We start from the raw sequence: 18,040 nt of genomic DNA on the forward strand, positions 1-18,040 counted from the left end.
TGCTGTCCGATCATTTGAACGCCAGCTTCATGCCGGCGATGAACGCGCGCGGCGAACCGGCGTAGATCGAGCCGGTCGTGTTGGCCAATACGCCGGCGGGATTCTGGATACCATCGACCGTCACCGAGTTTGCGATGTTGTTCGCGGAAGCCACATAGGTCCGGTCGAATACGTTCCTGACTTCGACATACATGCTCAACGACTTGAAGTAATCGGACGCGAGATCGGTCTTGTAGTGAACGTTGAGATTAACCAGTTCGTAGCCGGGCGCTTTCAAGAGGTTGGCGTTGTCCATGTAGAACGAATCCTTCCACTGGACTTCGACGAACGCCCCGAGCCCTGCCAGCAGCCCCCACGTTTGCTCATAGCCAAGCCGCGCGGTGAGTTCGTTCGGCGAGATGCCGGGAATCTTGTTGCCCGCGCGATTGAAGTTGAAGGCCGCTCCACCAGCGCCGGGGCTCCTGAGAGCTTCCGTATATTCAGTGTAGTATTGATCGAGATAGGTATACGCCGCCGTGAAACGCCAGCCGGGATAGAACTTCCAGTCAGCGGCCAGTTCCACCCCGCGATGCTCCGACTTGGGCGCGTTGAAGGTGAAGCTTGCATTGGGTGCATTGGCAGGCGTTGCCTGAGTCACGAGTTCGTCCCTGAAGAACTCGTAGAAGCCCGTCACGCTAAATTTAAGCGCGCTGTTCGGCGTCCAGTCGAAGCCGAGGTCGTAGCCCAGGTTCTTTTGCGCTTTCAGTTGCGTGTTGTTGCCGGTGGTGCCCGTGGAATCGACGAAGAGGTTGCCGACCTGTGGCGTGCCATAGCCGGTGGCAACGCGTGCGCGAAGCAGCCACTCGGGGTTCAGCTTGTAAAGCAGCGCCAGTTCCGGCGCGGTGTTCTGGAATTGCCTGTCGGCAGAGACCAGTCTAGGCGTTGCTATCGGGACGTTTGGCGTGTTGTAGGCGTAGGAGGTATTGATCCCCTTCAGAAGCGTCGTTTCCCATCCGATCCCGGCGATCGCCGTCAGGTTAGGAGCCAATTTGAGTTCCTCGCGCGCGCGAACTCCGTAGTTGGTGGTGTCGCTCCAGGTATTGCTCTGCAGAAGCCCGAGCTTCGCATTGCCGCCCGGCATGACATTGCGCGTATCGCTTGACGCCGTCAGCGTGTTGTAGAACGCGCCGAAATACGTCGTCGATTCCATGCCGAGGATTTCGCCGCGCTTGGTGACGTCGCTCATGTAGTTGTAGGACGGGAAATCGCCGATCGCGCTGGTCGTACCCGTCGGTTGATTGATGTTGCGATCGTCGAACACGAACTGGTTGCGCCAGGTGGTCGTGTTGTCGAAATCGTGCTCCCACCTGCCGCCGACGATCGTGCGGCGATCCTCGCGGCCGAGGCCGGCCTGTATGGCGGTGATCGGCGTTCTCGTCCCGTTGAAGCCGTTGTTGAAGAGGGAAACCGTTCCGCAGCCGGCGATGCCGGCCATCTCGCAGCCTTGCTGGAATGGGTTTTGATAATATTGGTTGAGCGACAGCCGGATCGGCAGTTTTGTATCGAGGTTGTTGTTGATGAACTTGATGGTGAAACGGTCGTCCGGCGTGGCGTGCAGGGTGCCAAGAAAGTTGACGGTCTGGGTATTGAACCAACTGTTCTGAATAAACCCGTCGCCGCGCGCATCGCTGGCGAACAGCGAATACTCGAAATTGCCGACCTTCTTGCCTGCGGCGAGATAGTTATTGAGATAGCCGAAGCTGCCGCCATCGACGCCGTATTCGCTCCCGTCGATTGTACGCCCCGGGCGGGTGCGGAAGTTGAGCGCGCCGCCGGTGGCATAGTTGCCAAAGAGCGCTGACGACGGGCCCCGAATGACATCGATCGCGCCATAGGCCTTGGGATCGATCAGGTCGCTGCGAGAAAGCCCGTCCGGCTGCGTGACCGGAAAGCCGTCGTCAAAGATCACGAGATTGCGGATGGCAAAACCGTTTCGGGCGTTGGAACCGCGGATCGAGATGCCAATATCGCGCGGCCCGTTGCCCTGCTTCACCGAGATACCTGGGCTCTCGCGCAGCACGTCGGCCACGGAGAACGACGGCCGGTTGTCGAACTGGCTACGATCGATGGTCGTCTCGGTCTGGCCATTCGGCGCCTGGTAAAGCAGCGCGCGCGCCACGCTCGGGGTAATGCCCGCGGTTAGCGACGCGGAAGGCGCGGGGTTGGCCGAAGGCGGCCTCGCCCGCGTCCGGGCGGACGCGCGAACGGCCGGCTTTCGGGCCGCAGGTCTGGCGGTCGCGGCGCGCGGCGCATCGACGGTCACCGCCGGCAACGCCGTCTGGGCGGTCGCGGGCGACGGCGTAAGGGACAGCGCACTGCCAAGCACAAGCAGGCTCGCGCTTCCCAAAACACGAGGGGGATACATAAGACATTCCTGACGCCAGCGCTCTGGCTGGCTTGCTCAACTGAACGAACTGGCACGGCCGCGGCCGCACCATTTGACGAAGGTCAAGTGAGGTCAGGATATGGAGGGAGGCGCACGCGCCTGCGCGTGGCTGCCGGCGCGAGCGTTTGTCAGCCGGAAAGCAAAGTCGAACCAGGCCACCTGCTCGGCAACCCGATCGACGTCGATCGCCGCAGTCTCCGGCACGGCGACCGGCGCACCGGTCTGCAGCACGTTGCAAACCGAACAGCATCCGTCATGGGCGCGGTGGCCGGTCTGGTCGGCCTGCCCGGCACCGGGCCCTCCATCGCCGTGGCAGATCACGGCACCGGCGAGCGGATCGGAGGCCGCGATGCTCGCCGCCCAGCATGCGCCGATCGGTGCAAAAATCTGCACCACCAGAGCAATCAGGACGATTGGCAGGAAATTCTTCAGCCGCCGGCGCATCGCAAACCCATCCGCTTCAGACCTTAATCACCACTGGAGTCCGAAGTCGAGATCAAGTTCCCGGAACTATGTTGCAGCTTCAAGGAAAGATGCTGGCGAAAAACGATGCGTTTTGCATCATTTAGAGGGCGCCTTACCTAGATACCAAGCCTCGGGCGAATTGCAGCTAAATCCACAACTGTGAGTAGCATATTCCCAATCATTTCGCAGAGTGCTGGAATTTTGAACAAACGTTGCCGAAAATGGTGACAAGACGAAAAAGATGGTCTACCAATTCGGGCTCAGGCTTGCCGACAGGCAAAGCTTGGTGGTCCAAGTCTCGGGAGGAGCCCTGACGCGCACAAGCAGCGTCGCCTCGACAATCAAGAGCAAATCTCACTTTTCGGGGAAATTAAGGGTCGACACAATTTTTGAGCAGGGCTTGGTGCCCTGCTCTTTTTTTCGTTACGATCGCCAACGACAATGACGGCATCGTCAAATCCGATCGAGCGAAGTTTTGGACTGGCCGCCGAGCGCTGCGAAGATCTGACGCCGCTGGTCTATCGCCGCCTGTTCGAGACGCATCCCGAAGCGCGGACGATGTTTCGGACCGAGGGCAGCGAACTCGTCAAGGGCTCGATGCTGGCCCTGACAATCGACGCGATTCTGGATTTTGCCGGCCAACGCACCGGCCATTTCCGTCTGATCACATCGGAAGCTTCCTCGCACGACGCCCGCGCGCGATCAGCAAAAGTGGAAGCCGGTTTTGCGTCCGATCGCGCGCTATTCTCTTGAATCGGCGCATGATCCTGTCGCCAAACCGCGCACACTTTGGCGGATCATGCGCTGGCACGCCGCGCGAACTATTCGTCACGTTCTTCGGGATCATCGCGCAGACGCTGCGCGACATCATCGCGGCCGACTGGTCCGACGAAATCGATGCGGCGTGGCAAGAACTGCTCGGCGAGATCGAGGGCCTCGTTGCAGCGCAGTGTGAAAATAACCAGCCCTAGCTACGGCCGATCGGCACGTCCTAGTGGCAGGCGCTTGAGCCATCCGGTGGCGCAAACGCGCCGAGTGTGAAAGACTGCCTCGATCCGCGGTGCGTGCAATCGACGCCGACGGCCATAACAAACGACAAGCGAGGGAGCAAACGATGTCCGGAACTGACAAAACGGCAACGACCAGGCGCGACCTTCTTCAGGCCGCCGGCGCGGCTGGCGCAGCCACCGCCCTGCTCGGGGGACTGGGTATTAATCCAGCGCTTGCGGCGGCCGCACGTTCAGAGAAACCGTTGAAGGCTGCGTTCTCCAATGCAGGCCTGCAGGCGACCTGGTGCGCCCAGGGCAAGCAGGCGGCGGAATGGTGGGGCAAGCTGTTCAACGTCGAAGTCACCTGGTTCGACGGCCAGCTCGACGCGGTCAAGCAACGCGCGGCGATCGATAACATGGCGTCGCAAAAATGGGATTTCGTCGCCATCCAGGCATTCGGCATCGGCACGCTGACCCAGCCCGTGCAGAAGATGATCGATGCCGGCATTCCCGTGATCGACATGGACACGCTGATCGCCCCGCTCGATCAGATCAAGGTTCATTCGTTCCTGGCACCCGACAATGAGTTCATGGGCGCTTCGGTGACCCAGGCGCTGTGCAACGCCATGGGCGGCAAGGGCAAGATCATCATGACGCAGGGCGCGCTCGGCCATACCGGCGCGCAGGGCCGCGCCAAGGGCTTTAACACGGTGGTGAAGCAATTTCCGAACATCGAGGTGCTGGACACGCAACCCGCGGATTGGGACGTCTCGAAGACGGCGCGGCTGTGGGAGACCTATCTGACAAAGTACCCGCAGATCGACGCGGCCTTCTTCCACAATGACGACATGGCGCTGGCCGCCTACAACATCATGAAGGCGCGCAACCGCACCAACATCCTGATCGGCGGCGTCGACGCCATGCCGCCGGCGATCCAGGCGGTGAGCGAAGGTCGCATGTTCGCGACCGTCCGCAATCCCTCCTGCCGCATCCATGGCGGCGCCATTATTGCCGGCGTCGCCGCGGTAACCGCGGGCGAGAAGAGCGGACAGGGTATTCCAAAGCACGTCATCACCGACGGCCCGGTAGTGACAAAGGCCAATGCCGCCGGCATGCAATGGATGCAGGACCATTTCCTGATCTGAGCCAGCATGCCCGCGGGACTTAAGCCCATCCTCGAACTGCAAGAGATCACGAAGGCCTTCGGCGGCGTCGAAGCCCTTCGTGGTGTCGATTTTGCGCTTTCTCCCGGCGAGATCCATGGTCTCGTCGGCGAGAACGGCGCGGGCAAAAGCACGCTGATGAAGATCATCGCCGGCGTGCATGCCGATTTTTCCGGCCGCTTCATCCTGGACGGCCGGGAGACCCGCTTCCGCTCGGTGCGCGACGCGCATGCGGCGGGTATCGCCATGGTGCATCAGGAGCTGAGCGTGGCGCCCGATCTGTCGGTTGCCGAGAACGTGTTTCTCGGCAACCAGCCGACCAACCGCTTTGGCTTCGTGCAATGGCGGCGCATGGCGCGCGAGGCCGGCGAGCAGCTCAAACGTTTCGGCATCGACGTCGATCCGATGTCGCGGCTCGGCGACCTTCCGATCGGCCTGCAGCAACTGATCGAGATCGCCCGCGTGCTGTTCTCGGGGGCCCGCATCATCATTCTCGACGAGCCGACCTCGGCGCTGTCGCCGCCGGAAGTGGAGCGCCTGTTCGCGACCCTGAAGCGGCTGCGGGACGAAGGCACAAGCATTGTCTTCATCTCGCATTTCATCGAGGATATCCTGCGCGTCTCCAACGTCGTAACGGTGTTCCGCAACGGCAGGAAGGTCGCCGAGACGAGGGCCGCCGATACCAACAAGCCGGCGCTGATCGAGGCCATGATCGGCCATGGCCGCGAGGCGCTGGAGGAGACCTACACGCATGACATCATGCTGCCGCCGCCCGCCGAGAGGCCGGTCGTGCTGAACGCAAGCGGGCTGTCGCTCGCTCGCAGCCTGCGCGACGTTTCGTTCGACGTCCGCGCTGGCGAAGTGCTTGGCATCTACGGCTTTATGGGATGCGGGCAGCTCGAACTGGCGCGGATCCTGTTCGGCAAGCTCAAACCCGACCAGGGCTCGCTGGCGATCGCCGGCGAACAAAAAGCCTTCCGCAGCACGGCCGGCGCGCGCCGCGCCGGCATCGCCTTTGTGCCCGAGAGCCGGCGCGACATGCTGTTCCACCAGGAGCCAGTCTACAAGAACATCTCGATCAGCGTCCTCGACCGCATTTCATCCCTGCTGCTGAAGCCCTCGCGCGAACGCAAGATCGCCGCGCGCCAGGTCGACCAGTTGCGGATCCGACCCGCCGCGGTCGAACTCGATCTCGGCATGCTCTCGGGCGGCAATCAGCAGAAGGTCGCGCTGGCGAAGTGGTTGAGCTATCCGCCGCGGCTATTGGTGCTGTGCGAACCGACCCGCGGCATGGATGTTGGCGCCAAGAACGACGTCATCCACATCGTCAGGGATTTGCGCGCCAAGGGGCTCGCCGTCATCGTGCTCTCCACCGAGCCGGAGACGGTGCTGTCGCTTGCCGACCGCATCATCGTGCTCAAGCGCGGCGCGGTGGTGCGCGAATTTTCCAACGAACGGATCAGCAAGGACCGCCTGCTCGAAGCGGCGTGAGGAGACCGACATGACTTCAGGTGAAAGCGTGACAGTCCCCGCTCCAGATCGCAAACGCCCGCACCGGCTCGCCGTGATGCTGCGCTCCCAGATGCGCAATATCGCGCCCTTCCTGACACTGATCTGCCTGTTCGGCTTCTTCGCCGCCGCCAGTCCGTCGTTTGCGACGCTCGACAATCTCGGCAACATCCTGACCCAGATTTCGGTCACCGGCATCATCGCCGTCGGCCTCACCTTCGTGATTCTCTGCGCCGAAATCGACCTCTCGATCGCCGCCATCGCCAACGTCACCGGCATTGCAGTCGCCTATTTCACGCTGCAGGAATCCTACGTCAACATTGCCAACGTGCCGATGCCCGGATGGGCTGCTATCCTCTTGGCGCTGGCGCTTTGCGCTCTGCTCGGCCTCGTCAACGCCTTCGGCCTGACGGTGATCGGCATCCCCTCGTTTATCATGACGCTGGCGATGATGCAGATCGCGGCCGGCATCTCGGCGCTGTTGGTGCGCGGACAGATCGCCTACAAGGTGCCGCCGCTGGTCACGACGCTTGGCTCAACGTCGATCGGCGGCATTCCCTGGATCGTGATCGTGGCGGCCTTGATGCTGCTCGGCGGCCATCTGGTGCTGACCTACACCCGCTTCGGCCGCTACGTCTACATGGTCGGCGGAAACCGCGAAGCGGCGGAATATTCCGGCCTCAACGTCAAGCTCATCCTCGGCAGCGTCATGGTGATATCAGCCGTCTGCGCCGGTATCGGCGGCATGCTCGGCGTCGCGCATTTCGGCAGCGCGCAGCAGAACGAGTTCGACACTTATCTTCTTGATTCGATCGCCGCCGTCGTGGTCGGCGGCACCAGTCTCTTTGGCGGCCGCGGCGGCATCGGCAACACCATTGTCGGCCTGTTCGTGCTCGGCGTCCTCAACAACGGGCTCGATCACGTCAACATCGATAGCTTCCTGAAGATTTTGATCCGCGGCCTGATCCTGCTCGCCGCGCTGGTGATCAACGTCTATGCGCAGCGCTTGCGGGAGCGGACGGCGGACTAACACACGCTCGCCAAATCGGTCCTTGGGAGAGTTGCCCTGCAGCGACCGGTGCGAAACGCTTTTGTGATAAGCCAAGACCCGCAGGGACATTCCTGGAAGCATACGGCGTTAACACCTCGGCCTCATGACGGCGGGCAATGCGCGCCAGCATCAGCCCAGGCCCGCAGCAGGCCGCCGAACGCTGCCTGCGTTCCCGGCGCCGGCTCGCGGCCAGGGCCGGGTGCCCAGCCCCAGCCCACGAGCGTGTCCTCCGCCATGTGGTGAAGGAGCGCGGCCATGTCCTTGCCGCCGTTGCGGTTCGGATCCTTGATCTGCGCGCAGATCTCGCCGAGCGTACGCCCCTCCCAAGCCATCGACGCCGGGGCGAGGTGCCACTGCGGGTGACCGGGCACGCGGGCGGCATCGAAATTCGCGGCGTGGTGGCAGGTATTGCAGGTCATGCCGGGCACGCCGTGCCCGTCGGCCCCGCGCACCACGAGCGGCTGATGCGGCCGCATCGCGTCGCTCTGCAACGGCCGCTCGGTCGCCGGGTGGCAGTTTACGCAACGCGCGTGCTGCAGCACCTTGCCGGCCTCTTCGAACAGCGCGATCGAACGCGCCTGTTGATCGGCGATGTTCTGGAAGCTCGGGACGGGGCGCAAGTCCTTCGCAGTCGGCTGTCGGGTGGTCTGCGCTACCGCGGCCGCGACGAGAACCGTCACGGCGGCCACCCCCGCCGCGAGGAAAGCCTGTGCACGCATCATGCGACCGCCCTCACCAGTGGCAGCCGGCGCGGCCGCCCGAGGCCGAGCCGTGCCATTGCGTTGGCGACAGCGGGCCCGATCGGCGGCACGCCCGGCTCGCCGACGCCCGTCGGCTTCTCGGACGAGTTGACGACGCGCACCTCGACCTGAGGCATCTCGTGGATGCGCAGCACGCGGTAGGTGTCGAAATTCGCCGGCACTGGCCGGCCCTCGTCGAGAGCCACCTCGCCGTAGAGTGCCGCACCGACACCGAAACCGATGCCCCCTTCCATCTGCGCGCGGATCACGTCCGGATTGACCGGCACGCCGCAATCGACGGCGCACCAGACCTTATGCACGCGCGGGCCGTCGTCGCCAGCCGAGACCTCGGCGATCTGGGCGACATAGCTGTCGAAGCTCTTCACTACCGCGACGCCGCGGGCGCGGCCATTGACCGGGCCGGGCCCGGACCATTGCGCGAGCTCAGCCACGGCGCGCAGCACGCCAGCCTCGCGCGGCGCCTTGCCCATCATGGCGAGCCGGCCCGCCACCGGATCCTGCCCTGTCGCCTGCAGCAGTTCGTCGACGAAGCATTCGACCGCATATCCGGTATGCGTATGGCCGACGGAGCGCCACCACAGGACCGGCACGCCAACATCCGTCGTGTGCAGATCGCAGCGGAAATCGGCGATATCGTAGGGAATTTCCTTCGCGCCCTCGACCGACGTGGCGTCGATGCCGCCCTTTGCCATCACGGCCTCGAAGGGCGAACCCTTCAAGATCGATTGGCTGACGACGGTGTCGGTCCAGGCGACGATCTTGCCATCACCGAGGCCGCCGCGCATACGGTGCACGATGAGCGGACGGTAATAGCCGCCGCGGATGTCATCCTCGCGCGTCCAGACGAGCTTCACGGGCCGGCCAGGGCCGATCGCCTTCGTCACCTCGGCCAATTCCGCCGCCAGATGACTCGTTTGCTGCGCCCGGCGCCCGAAACTGCCGCCGGCGAGCATCGTTTCCAGTTCCACCTGCTCCGGCTTGAGCCCAAGCACCGTGGCGATCGTCTGGTGATCGAGCGTCTGCAACTGGCTGCCGAAGCGGGCATGCGCGCGCTGTCCGTCCCAGCCCAGGAAGCCGTCGAGCGGCTCCATGGGGGCGTGCGCGAGATAGGGGAAGACGTACTCGGCCTCGATGATTCTCTCGGCGCGCGCGAGCGTCGTGATCGCGTCCCCGTGGGCGCCGGCAATACGGCCAGGCCGGCGCGCCAGCGCGCGGTATTCCTCGATGAGCTGGTCGCTGCTGCGCTTCTCGGCGGCCGACTCGTCCCAACTGATGCGCAATTGTTCGCGCCCCTTGATCGCCGGCCAGGTGCCGTTGGCGTAGACGGCCACGCCGGTTGGCACCTGCTTGACGTCGACCACGCCTTGGACCGCGCGTGCCGCGCTCGCATCGAAGGACGCGACCCGGGCGCCGAACCGCGGCGGGTGCGCCACGACGACGGTGAGCATTCCGGGTTCGCGCATGTCGATCGTGAACTGCGCCGTTCCGTTGGATTTCGCGGCACTGTCGAGCTTCTTGACCGAGCCGTCGTCGCGGCCGATCAACCGGAAGACAGACGGATCCTTGAGCGGCGGGTCGGCCGGGACCGGCTGGCGTGCGGCTGCCTCGGCGAACTGCCCAAATCGGCCCTCGCGACCGGTCCCGGTATGGCGCAGCACGCCGCGCTCAACCGTGATCTCGCGCGCCGGCACGCCCCAACTTTGCGCCGCGGCGGCGACCAGCATGGCGCGCGCAGTCGCGCCCGCCTTGCGCATCTGATCGTACGAATTGGCGATCGCGGTGGAGCCGCCCGTGCCCTGCACGCCGAAGGCCAAATTCTTGTAGAAGTCGGTGTTGGAGGGCGCGTGCTCGGCCCGCACCTTCGACCAGTCGGCGTCGAGCTCCTCGGCGACGAGGGTTGCGAGACCGGTGAAGGGACCCTGGCCGAACTCGATATGCTTGATCAGTACGGTCACCGTATCGTCCGCGCCGATGCGAATGAAGGCGTTGGGCGCGAAATCAGCGCCGCCGGCGGCGCGACGGAAGGCGTGCGCCGCGCCCGATTGCGCGCGCGCCTTCTCGGGCAGATAAAGGCCGATGACGAGGCCGGCGGCGCCCTTGAGCATCGCGCGGCGTGAAAGCGCAACGTCGTGTGTCGTCATGGCTCAGCCCTCCAGTGCGCGGGCGGCGTCGTGGATCGCGGCGCGAATACGGGCGTAGGTGGCGCAGCGGCAGACGTTGCCGTTCATCGCGAGATCGATGTCGCGGTCGCTCGGTTGCTTGATCTGCTTGAGGAGCGCGACGGCGCTCATCACCTGGCCTGACTGGCAGTAGCCGCATTGCGGCACGTCGCGCGCGATCCAGGCTTGCTGTACCGCCTCGGCCTCCCGCCCGGAGACACCCTCGATGGTGGTCACCTCGCGGGTGCCGAGCGCCGAGATCGGCAGGGTACAGGAGCGCATTGGCTTGCCATCCACGAACACGGTGCAGGCGCCGCATTGTGCGACACCACAGCCGAACTTGGTGCCGGCCAGGCCGAGCGCATCACGCAGGACCCAGAGGAGCGGCGCGTCATTATCGACATCGACACTCTGCATGGTACCGTTGACCTTGATCGCGAGCGCCATTGCTGCCTCCCGGTTTGCTGAGCACTGATTGATGCAGACGGCGGCCCATGCGCCGCCCCACGGGCATCGAATAACTACGCTGCCTCATGACCGGTTCCCTGGCTTCGAACACGATTCACCGGTGCGCAGCATGTGCGATGGGAAGCGCAGCTTCGGGAAGCATCGCGTTACGCGATGCCTCGGGCCATGATGACAATTAGGGGATGGCTCTGCCGCGACTAGTCCCTATAATCTGCAAGGACTTATAAGGTCGTGCAATAAATGCCGCGCGGCTTCGACGACCTTCGCTACCTCATCGCCGTCGCCCGGGAACAAAGCTTTATAACCCGCCGCACGTCTTTCGGCGACAGCCTCCCGCCCGCGACATTGGGATTGCTGAGCTTGTGCGAATGACGATTTCATCAAGAACACCGATGCGATTGTGGTGCGGAGAAATTTCACGTCGAACTCGATTCATGGGGTTTCTATCGCTCGCCTGTTTTCCATGGCGCAGGCGCGGCTGGGCGGAGCGATGAGCGCGAATTTCCCGATAGGTGCGGCGCACAACTGGCTTCAACACGCAGGCTGTCAGACCCGGCGTTGGTCCGTGCGCTTGTTATAGGCAGCGCCATCCGATCAGGCGGTAGAATGCGCATGAAGCTTATTAGAGCGGCTGATTAATCGTTTCGACGACATTCAGCCGCCGGCCGCTGTAACGAAGCTAGCTAGGTCGTGCTAGCACCATCGTCGGTACCTGGATGGCTCGGGCTTTACTCCCCGGCTTTAGTTTCGACCAGGGTCGGAGCTGCGATCTTATCCTTCATTTCCTCGCAGATCTTGCGTACCTCCGCCGTCAACAACGAGCAGCTCTCAATTTGAAGGAAGACGCGTTTGGCTTCCGCACGGTAGCGCGCCGCAGTCTCCTTCAGTTCTTCGGTCACTGCGAGCGCTTCGCGGGTCATTGCCTCGCACTGCCTGGCCTGCTCGATGAGTTCAACGCCCAGGGCCTCGATGTCCTTCGCGGCGGCTTCATATTCGCGGACAACAGCTTCCGCTGACAGCTTGCCGATCTCCGTGGCGCCGTCGTTATGTTCCACATAATCCGGCATCCCCAAATCCGGAGCGCGTACGGAAGGCGGCGCGTAGTCGGTCGGCTGGGATTCGCGAACTGACGGCAGTTTGCGAAACTCCTCTTCGATCTCGCGCTCAAGATCGATCGTATCTAAAATCGGCGGTTTTGTTGAACGTGCCATGGCAGCGCTCCCTGAATGAAAATGTGAGCAGACACGAAAAGTCTCTCGAAATACGGCTTAGACGGTTAGCCGCCCTGCAGAAGCGAGCAACCGAATTGCTTGGGTAAGCTTGTTATTTAACCTTGATGTCCGCGCTGGCGGTTAATTCTGGAACTATCGAAGCTAAAGTCCGCCCGACGGCAAGAACCAGATACCGGACCCCCGTATCTGCCGAAGCGGACATTGCCCCTCGGTGCGCCGGCGGGACGGCTCTCACCTGGCGAAGTCCGGCTGCCAATCGCGGACCTCCCGGGGCTGCCTTGGTCACGGCACCGATGGTCGGGAACGACGCCACGTCCACCATCATCGCGCGTGCCAGCCGAAGGCTGCGTGCCTCGGAAATCGCCCGCCGCTTCGGGTCTTCGATCAGTTCGAAATCGATGTTGTGCGCCAGCCCCAGAATGCGGCGAATGATTTTTGCCGCCGCGAATCCGATCGCCTCTCCCGTCCCCACTTGGCCCAGCGTCTCAAATGACCTGCGCAAGCCAGACGGTATGGCCGCCGCAGTCGGGGTCCTCAACGACGTGCGACACCACGCGAAAGCCATTCTGATCGAGCAATGAACGATATTCGGCGGGGTCGAGGCTCGCATGATACAGCCGCTCGCCGCTCAAATTCCCGATCGCCTCGCCATGCGCGGGGCCGCTTGTGAACATCAGCGCCGCGCTTGCCGCGGCGTGCTCCCGAAACACCGGAAACATCCGGCGTTGGTCGTCGTGGCAGAGGTGAAAGAAACTGTCCCACGCAACGATGCCGGAGAACTGCCGCCGCAAGGCAAGTGTGCGCATATCGGCGACGATCCATTCCTGCTTCGGGAAACGCTCCCGGCAGGCGGCGATCATGGCCGAAGAAGAATCCACGCCAGTTATGGGATGGCCGAGTCCGATCAGATATGCAGCCATCGGTTCGGCGGAGCCGCAGCCGAGATCAAGGATCGGGCCGGCGGGCGGCAGCAGTGCCCGGAAACGATCGAGCCAGGGCTTTTCAATTAATCTGGTACGCGCGCGACTCTCGATCCAGTCCGATGCCTTGCGCTGGTAAAGATCGATAATTGCTTCGGCTTCTTCCGAGGCCATTCAGAAGTCCCCGCGTATCGCCACCGCCAGATCAAAGCCTCAGAACGGCAGCCCCATCAGCTTCGACAGCCGTTCGATATTCAGATAGCCTTGGTGATACGCCCACATCCCGATGCCGAAGATCACGCCCGAAACAATCGTGGTCCACATCAGCTTCCAGCCCATCCGCGCCATGACCGGCGCGCCGGGATCGGTGCCGGGCGCGCCCTCGCCGTCCTCGTGCTGGCTGCGGACGCCGAACGGCAGCGTCGTGAACAGCACGACCCACCACAGCACGAAGTAGATCGCAAGCGCGGTGGAGATGCTGTAAGCCATCAGTATTCAAGCCTGTTCGATTTCGACGAGCGCACCGGAGAAATCCTTCGGGTGGAAAAACAGCACCGGCTTGCCGTGTGCGCCGATCTTCGGCTCGCCGTCGCCGAGCACGCGCGCGCCCTCGCTGATCAGCTTGTCGCGCGCGGCGATGATGTCGGGCACGTCATAGCAGATGTGGTGAATGCCGCCGTCGGCATTGCGCTCGACGAATTTGGCGATCGGCGAGGCATCGCCAAGCGGCTGGATGAACTCGATCTTGGTGTTGGGCAGCGTCACGAACACGGTGATGACGCCGTGCTCCGGCAGCGGCACCGCGCCGGAAATTTCGGCGCCGAACGCACTGCCGTAGATCTTGGCGGCTTTTTCCGCGTCCTTGACTGCGATCGCGACGTGATTGAGCCGGCCCAGCATGACACTGCACTCCCTTGCTTCGATGCGTCTTCCCGGCGCATCCGCGCGGTCCGCTAACGCTTTCTACCTCAAACAATCAGAACATGAACGAGGCAAATCGGTTTCTTACCCCAATTCTCGGCAATGACCGCCCGCACCGCGCGCCGCACCGATTCCGCCGTGGCGTCCGCGTCGCGGCGCCGAGCCCGCGGCAGGCCTTCAACCGTTGAGACCACCAAGTCGAACACGATCTCGTCGATCATCTCGCCGGCGGTATTCTTCTCGGGGATGCCAACGAGATCAACCTCGGGATCGTCGGCCAACTCGCCCTGTTCTGTCATGGCGATCGCCACAAAGGCGCAGCCGGCAAACCCCATCCGGCGCCGTTCGATCACAGCGCGGGATTTGGAGTCCTCCAGGATCGCGCCGTCCTTGTAGAGCCGCCCCGACGGCAATTCGTCGATGATGCCGGGATCGCCGGGCCCGAGCTTGACCAGATCGCCATTACGGCAGGTCATTACCTTCGGCACGCCCGCCGCGCGGGCGAGCTTCGCGTGCTCTGACAGATGCAGCGCCTCACCATGGACGGGGATCAGTATCTGCGGGCGCACCCATGAGATCATGTCGCGCAGCTCGTCGCGGCGCGGATGGCCGGAGACGTGGACGAGATCGTTCCGGTCGGTGATGACCTCGATGCCCTGAACGATCAGCCCGTTGATGATGGAGCCAACCGCCTTCTCGTTGCCGGGAATGGTGCGCGAGGAAAAGATCACGCTGTCGCCCTTGTTCAGCGTCACCTGCGGGTGGTCGTTGTTGGCGATGCGGGCCAGTGCGGCGCGCGGCTCGCCCTGGCTGCCGGTACACAGCGCCAACACCTTGTCCGGCGGGAAATGGCCGTAATAGTCGGCGCCGCGAAAATTCTGCACGCCATCGAGATAGCCGGTCTCGCGGGCGACCTGCACCACGCGCTCCATGGCGCGGCCGACCACGACCACCTCGCGGTCGGCGGCCTTGGCGGCGTCGGCCACCGCTTTCACCCGCGCGACGTTGGAGGCAAAGGTGGTGACGGCCACCCGGCCCTTGGCCGCGCCGACCAGCTTCTTGATGGTGGCGGCGACCTCGGTTTCCGAGGGCGAGCGTCCGTCTCGCACTGCATTGGTGGAATCGCCGACCAGCGCCAGCACGCCCTCATCGCCAAGCTGGCGCAAGCGGCGCTCGTCGGTCGGCAGACCGATGATCGGGGTCGGGTCGATCTTCCAGTCGCCTGTGTGGAGGACGGTGCCGACGGAAGTGTGGATCGCCAGCGCGTGCGATTCCGGAATCGAATGCGCGACCGGAATGAACTCGACGGTGAACGGTCCAAGCTCGATGCGGCCGCCCGACGGCACCACCGTCACCGGGATTTTCGGCGGGTTGCGCTCGGCGGCGCATTTGGCCTCGAACAGCGCAGCGCTGAACTTGGTCGCATAGACCTTGCATTGCAACTTCGGCCAGAGGTCTATAATGGCGCCGAAATGATCCTCATGGGCGTGCGTCAGCACCAGGCCCATCAGATTGTTGCGCTCTTTCTCCAGGAAACGGATATCGGGCATGATCAGATCGATGCCCGGCAGATGCTCCTCGTCGCCGAAGGAGACGCCGAGATCGACCGCGAGCCAGGACCGCTGGTGGCGGTTGCCGAGCCCGTAGATCGACAGGTTCATGCCGATCTCGCCGACACCGCCAAGCGGCGCAAAGGTCAGTTCATCCGGCCGCGCCATCAGGCAGCTCCCACCGACGCTGCCGCGCCAAAATAGACCTCGCCCGCCGTCACGGCGGTGCGCTTGCCATCGGCGCTGCGAACGATCAGGCAGCCGCTCTCGTCGATGGTGTCGAACGTGCCTTCGACGGTCGCCGTTCCCGTGTTGATCGCGACCCGCTCGCCAAGACCGAAGGCACGCTCCAGCCAGGCTTTCCGAATGTCGGCAAAGCCGCGGCCGATATCCCAGATGCCGCGGAATTCAACCCAGGCGTCCGACAGCGCCGCGAAAAGCTCCTCCGCGCCGACATGAACGCCGAGCGCCGAGAGCGAAGTCGCCGGCGTCGGCGTGCCCTCGGGCGCGGCAATGACGTTGGTGCCGATGCCGACCACCACGGCGAGACGGTTGCCCGCCACGGCTTCGGCCTCCAGCAGGATCCCGGCGAGCTTCTGCCGCTCCGCCAGCACGTCGTTCGGCCATTTCAAGGCGAATTTCAGGGGATCCGCGCCGGCCCGGCGCATGTTGGCCTCTAGGCTGAGTTTCTGCAGCGCGCGTTCCAGCGACAGCCCGGCGGCAAAGCCCAGCGTCGCCGCCACAGCCGGCGACACATCCATGACTTCCAGAATGCTGCTGGCGAGGTTGCCGCGCGGCGCGCTCCAGGCGCGCTGCCGGCGGCCGCGCCCCGCGGTCTGCTCCGTTGTCACGAACCACATCGGCCCAACTTCGCCGTTCCGGGCGCGCGTCATGGCTTCGGCGTTGGTCGAACCGATCTGGTCGAAGGCGGCGAGACGGTAGCCCGCCGATGTGGCTTTGGGGCCGAGCGAGAAGGTCATCCTAGAACAGCGACTTCGCCGCCGCCGTGGCGACGCTGACCAGCGGCCCCGGATAGACGAAGAAGAAGATGTTGAAGATACCGGCAACCGCCAGCACCGTACGCAGCTCGATGCGCATCGGTTCGACCTGGCCGGCCGGCTCGTCGAAATACATCAGTTTGATGATGGTGAGATAGTAGAACGCGCCCACCACGCTGGTCAGAACGCCGATGACGGCGAGCGTAAACAGGCCCGCCTTGATCGCGGCCACGAAGACGTACCATTTCGCGAAAAAGCCCGCGAGCGGCGGAATGCCGGCCAGCGAGAACAGCAGCATGGCAAAGAAGAACGCCAGCATCGGATTGGTGCGCGACAGCCCTGCGAAATCGCTGATCTGCTCGACCGCCTGCCCGTTGCGCTTCATGGTCAGGATGACGGCGAAGGAGCCCAGCGTCATCGCGACATAGATCGCGATGTAGACCAGCACGCCCTGTGCGCCCTCCACAGTGCCCGAGGCAAGCCCGACCAGCGCAAACCCCATATGGCCGATCGACGAATAGGCCATCAGGCGCTTGATGTTCTTCTGCCCGATCGCGGCAAACGAGCCCAGCGCCATCGAGGCAATCGCGACGAACACGAGGATCTGCTGCCATTGCGGGACGATGCCCGGGAAAGCGGTCAGCGTCACGCGGGTGAACACCGCAAGGGCTGCGACCTTCGGCGCCGAGGCAAAGAACGCCGTGACCGGCGTCGGCGCACCCTCATAGACGTCAGGCGTCCACATATGGAACGGCACGGCGGATACCTTGAAGCATAGCCCGGCCAGCAGGAACACGAGGCCGAACACAATGCCGACGCTGCCGGTCTTCACCGCCGCCGCGATGCCCGCAAAATCGACCGTGCCGGTGAAACCGTAGATCAGCGAAGCACCGTAGAGCAGCATGCCCGAGGATAGTGCGCCGAGCACGAAATACTTCAGCCCGGCCTCAGTGGACTTGGCGTTATCGCGGTTGCTTGCCGCGACCACGTAGAGCGCGAGCGACATCAGCTCGAGCCCGAGATAAAGCATGATCAGGTCGGCGGCCGAGATCAGCACCATCATGCCGAGCGTGGAGAGCAGCACCAGGATCGAATATTCAAAAATCCGCCGCGACGGATCGGACAGAAACTCCGTCGACAGGATCAGCGTCACCGCCGAGCCGATGATCGCAAGGATCTTCAGGAAGCGGGCAAAGTCGTCGACGACGAAGCTGCCGCCGAAAGTCGTGAGCTTGCCGGCGGGCAACATCAGCTCCAGCGCGCCGGTGACGACCAGCAGCACGACCGCGAGGCCGGTGACGATTTTCGTGGTCCCCTCGCCGCCACGGTACGCGCCGAGCATCAATAGCGCCATGGCGCCGACGGCGAGCACCAGCTCCGGCAATACCGGCAGCAACTGATAACCTGCACTCGAAAAGCTCATGGCAAA

16 protein-coding genes and 2 pseudogenes are annotated in these 18,040 nt (G+C 63.6%); 5 read left to right on the plus strand and 13 right to left on the minus strand.

Features of this window, described 5'->3' with window-relative positions; genetic code table 11:
* Window positions 1-10 precede the first annotated feature (10 nt).
* Together KJQ96_RS16470 and KJQ96_RS16475 are read right to left on the minus strand one after the other, a co-directional pair.
* Window positions 11-2,404 carry a TonB-dependent receptor gene (locus KJQ96_RS16470; RefSeq protein WP_213287638.1) on the minus strand — a complete coding sequence of 798 codons (2,394 nt, stop codon included), beginning with the start codon at window positions 2,402-2,404 and terminating at the stop codon, window positions 11-13.
* A 93-nt stretch (window positions 2,405-2,497) separates the two neighbouring features.
* On the minus strand, window positions 2,498-2,869 hold the full coding sequence (locus KJQ96_RS16475; protein ID WP_213287639.1) for a DUF2946 domain-containing protein: 372 nt from the start codon (window positions 2,867-2,869) through the stop codon (window positions 2,498-2,500).
* A 462-nt stretch (window positions 2,870-3,331) separates the two neighbouring features.
* Here KJQ96_RS16475 and KJQ96_RS16480 point away from each other — a divergent pair.
* The 5 genes and pseudogenes from KJQ96_RS16480 to KJQ96_RS16500 all read left to right on the plus strand — a co-directional run.
* Window positions 3,332-3,585, plus strand: a pseudogene (locus tag KJQ96_RS16480) (globin); the annotation flags it as partial.
* A 66-nt stretch (window positions 3,586-3,651) separates the two neighbouring features.
* Window positions 3,652-3,861, plus strand: coding sequence for a hypothetical protein (locus KJQ96_RS16485; protein WP_213287640.1), 210 nt, complete (start codon window positions 3,652-3,654; stop codon window positions 3,859-3,861).
* 143 nt (window positions 3,862-4,004) lie between these two features.
* Window positions 4,005-5,024, plus strand: a complete 1,020-nt coding sequence (locus tag KJQ96_RS16490; RefSeq protein ID WP_057844300.1) for a sugar ABC transporter substrate-binding protein — start codon at window positions 4,005-4,007, stop codon at window positions 5,022-5,024.
* Window positions 5,025-5,030: 6 nt separating this feature from the next.
* Window positions 5,031-6,533, plus strand: coding sequence for a sugar ABC transporter ATP-binding protein (locus KJQ96_RS16495; RefSeq protein WP_213287641.1), 1,503 nt, complete (start codon window positions 5,031-5,033; stop codon window positions 6,531-6,533).
* A 10-nt stretch (window positions 6,534-6,543) separates the two neighbouring features.
* Window positions 6,544-7,581, plus strand: a complete 1,038-nt coding sequence (locus KJQ96_RS16500; protein ID WP_213287642.1) for an ABC transporter permease — start codon at window positions 6,544-6,546, stop codon at window positions 7,579-7,581.
* 122 nt (window positions 7,582-7,703) lie between these two features.
* Here KJQ96_RS16500 and KJQ96_RS16505 read toward each other — a convergent pair whose 3' ends face one another.
* From KJQ96_RS16505 to nuoN, 11 genes and pseudogenes are all read right to left on the minus strand, one after another.
* Entirely contained in the window at window positions 7,704-8,324 is a 621-nt protein-coding gene (locus KJQ96_RS16505) for an Isoquinoline 1-oxidoreductase subunit (RefSeq protein WP_213287643.1), read from the minus strand.
* Window positions 8,321-10,504, minus strand: coding sequence for a xanthine dehydrogenase family protein molybdopterin-binding subunit (locus tag KJQ96_RS16510; protein ID WP_213287644.1), 2,184 nt, complete (start codon window positions 10,502-10,504; stop codon window positions 8,321-8,323). Before KJQ96_RS16510 ends, KJQ96_RS16505 begins: the two co-directional genes overlap by 4 nt.
* A gap of 3 nt (window positions 10,505-10,507) precedes the next feature.
* Window positions 10,508-10,969, minus strand: a complete 462-nt coding sequence (locus KJQ96_RS16515) for a (2Fe-2S)-binding protein (protein WP_213287645.1) — start codon at window positions 10,967-10,969, stop codon at window positions 10,508-10,510.
* 749 nt (window positions 10,970-11,718) lie between these two features.
* On the minus strand, window positions 11,719-12,201 hold the full coding sequence (locus tag KJQ96_RS16520) for a hypothetical protein (protein WP_213287646.1): 483 nt from the start codon (window positions 12,199-12,201) through the stop codon (window positions 11,719-11,721).
* Window positions 12,202-12,453: 252 nt separating this feature from the next.
* Window positions 12,454-12,682, minus strand: a pseudogene (locus tag KJQ96_RS16525) (S-methyl-5-thioribose kinase); the annotation flags it as partial.
* Between the two features lie 25 nt (window positions 12,683-12,707).
* The gene (locus tag KJQ96_RS16530; protein WP_213287647.1) at window positions 12,708-13,316 is read right to left on the minus strand and encodes a trans-aconitate 2-methyltransferase; all 609 of its coding nucleotides are present in this window, start codon (window positions 13,314-13,316) and stop codon (window positions 12,708-12,710) included.
* Window positions 13,317-13,355: 39 nt separating this feature from the next.
* Window positions 13,356-13,631 carry a DUF1467 family protein gene (locus tag KJQ96_RS16535; RefSeq protein ID WP_057844294.1) on the minus strand — a complete coding sequence of 92 codons (276 nt, stop codon included), beginning with the start codon at window positions 13,629-13,631 and terminating at the stop codon, window positions 13,356-13,358.
* A gap of 6 nt (window positions 13,632-13,637) precedes the next feature.
* Window positions 13,638-14,042 carry a methylmalonyl-CoA epimerase gene (gene mce / locus KJQ96_RS16540; RefSeq protein ID WP_213287648.1) on the minus strand — a complete coding sequence of 135 codons (405 nt, stop codon included), beginning with the start codon at window positions 14,040-14,042 and terminating at the stop codon, window positions 13,638-13,640.
* Between the two features lie 68 nt (window positions 14,043-14,110).
* The gene (locus KJQ96_RS16545) at window positions 14,111-15,781 is read right to left on the minus strand and encodes a ribonuclease J (protein ID WP_213287649.1); all 1,671 of its coding nucleotides are present in this window, start codon (window positions 15,779-15,781) and stop codon (window positions 14,111-14,113) included.
* Window positions 15,781-16,593: a biotin--[acetyl-CoA-carboxylase] ligase gene (locus KJQ96_RS16550; RefSeq protein ID WP_213287650.1), complete on the minus strand. Its 813-nt coding sequence runs from the start codon at window positions 16,591-16,593 to the stop codon at window positions 15,781-15,783. Before KJQ96_RS16550 ends, KJQ96_RS16545 begins: the two co-directional genes overlap by 1 nt.
* 1 nt (window position 16,594) lies before the next feature.
* Window positions 16,595-18,034 carry an NADH-quinone oxidoreductase subunit NuoN gene (nuoN, locus tag KJQ96_RS16555; protein WP_213287651.1) on the minus strand — a complete coding sequence of 480 codons (1,440 nt, stop codon included), beginning with the start codon at window positions 18,032-18,034 and terminating at the stop codon, window positions 16,595-16,597.
* Window positions 18,035-18,040: the final 6 nt, after the last annotated feature.

The organism is Bradyrhizobium sp. sGM-13 (assembly GCF_018398875.1).
Classification (GTDB): Bacteria; Pseudomonadota; Alphaproteobacteria; order Rhizobiales; family Xanthobacteraceae; genus Bradyrhizobium.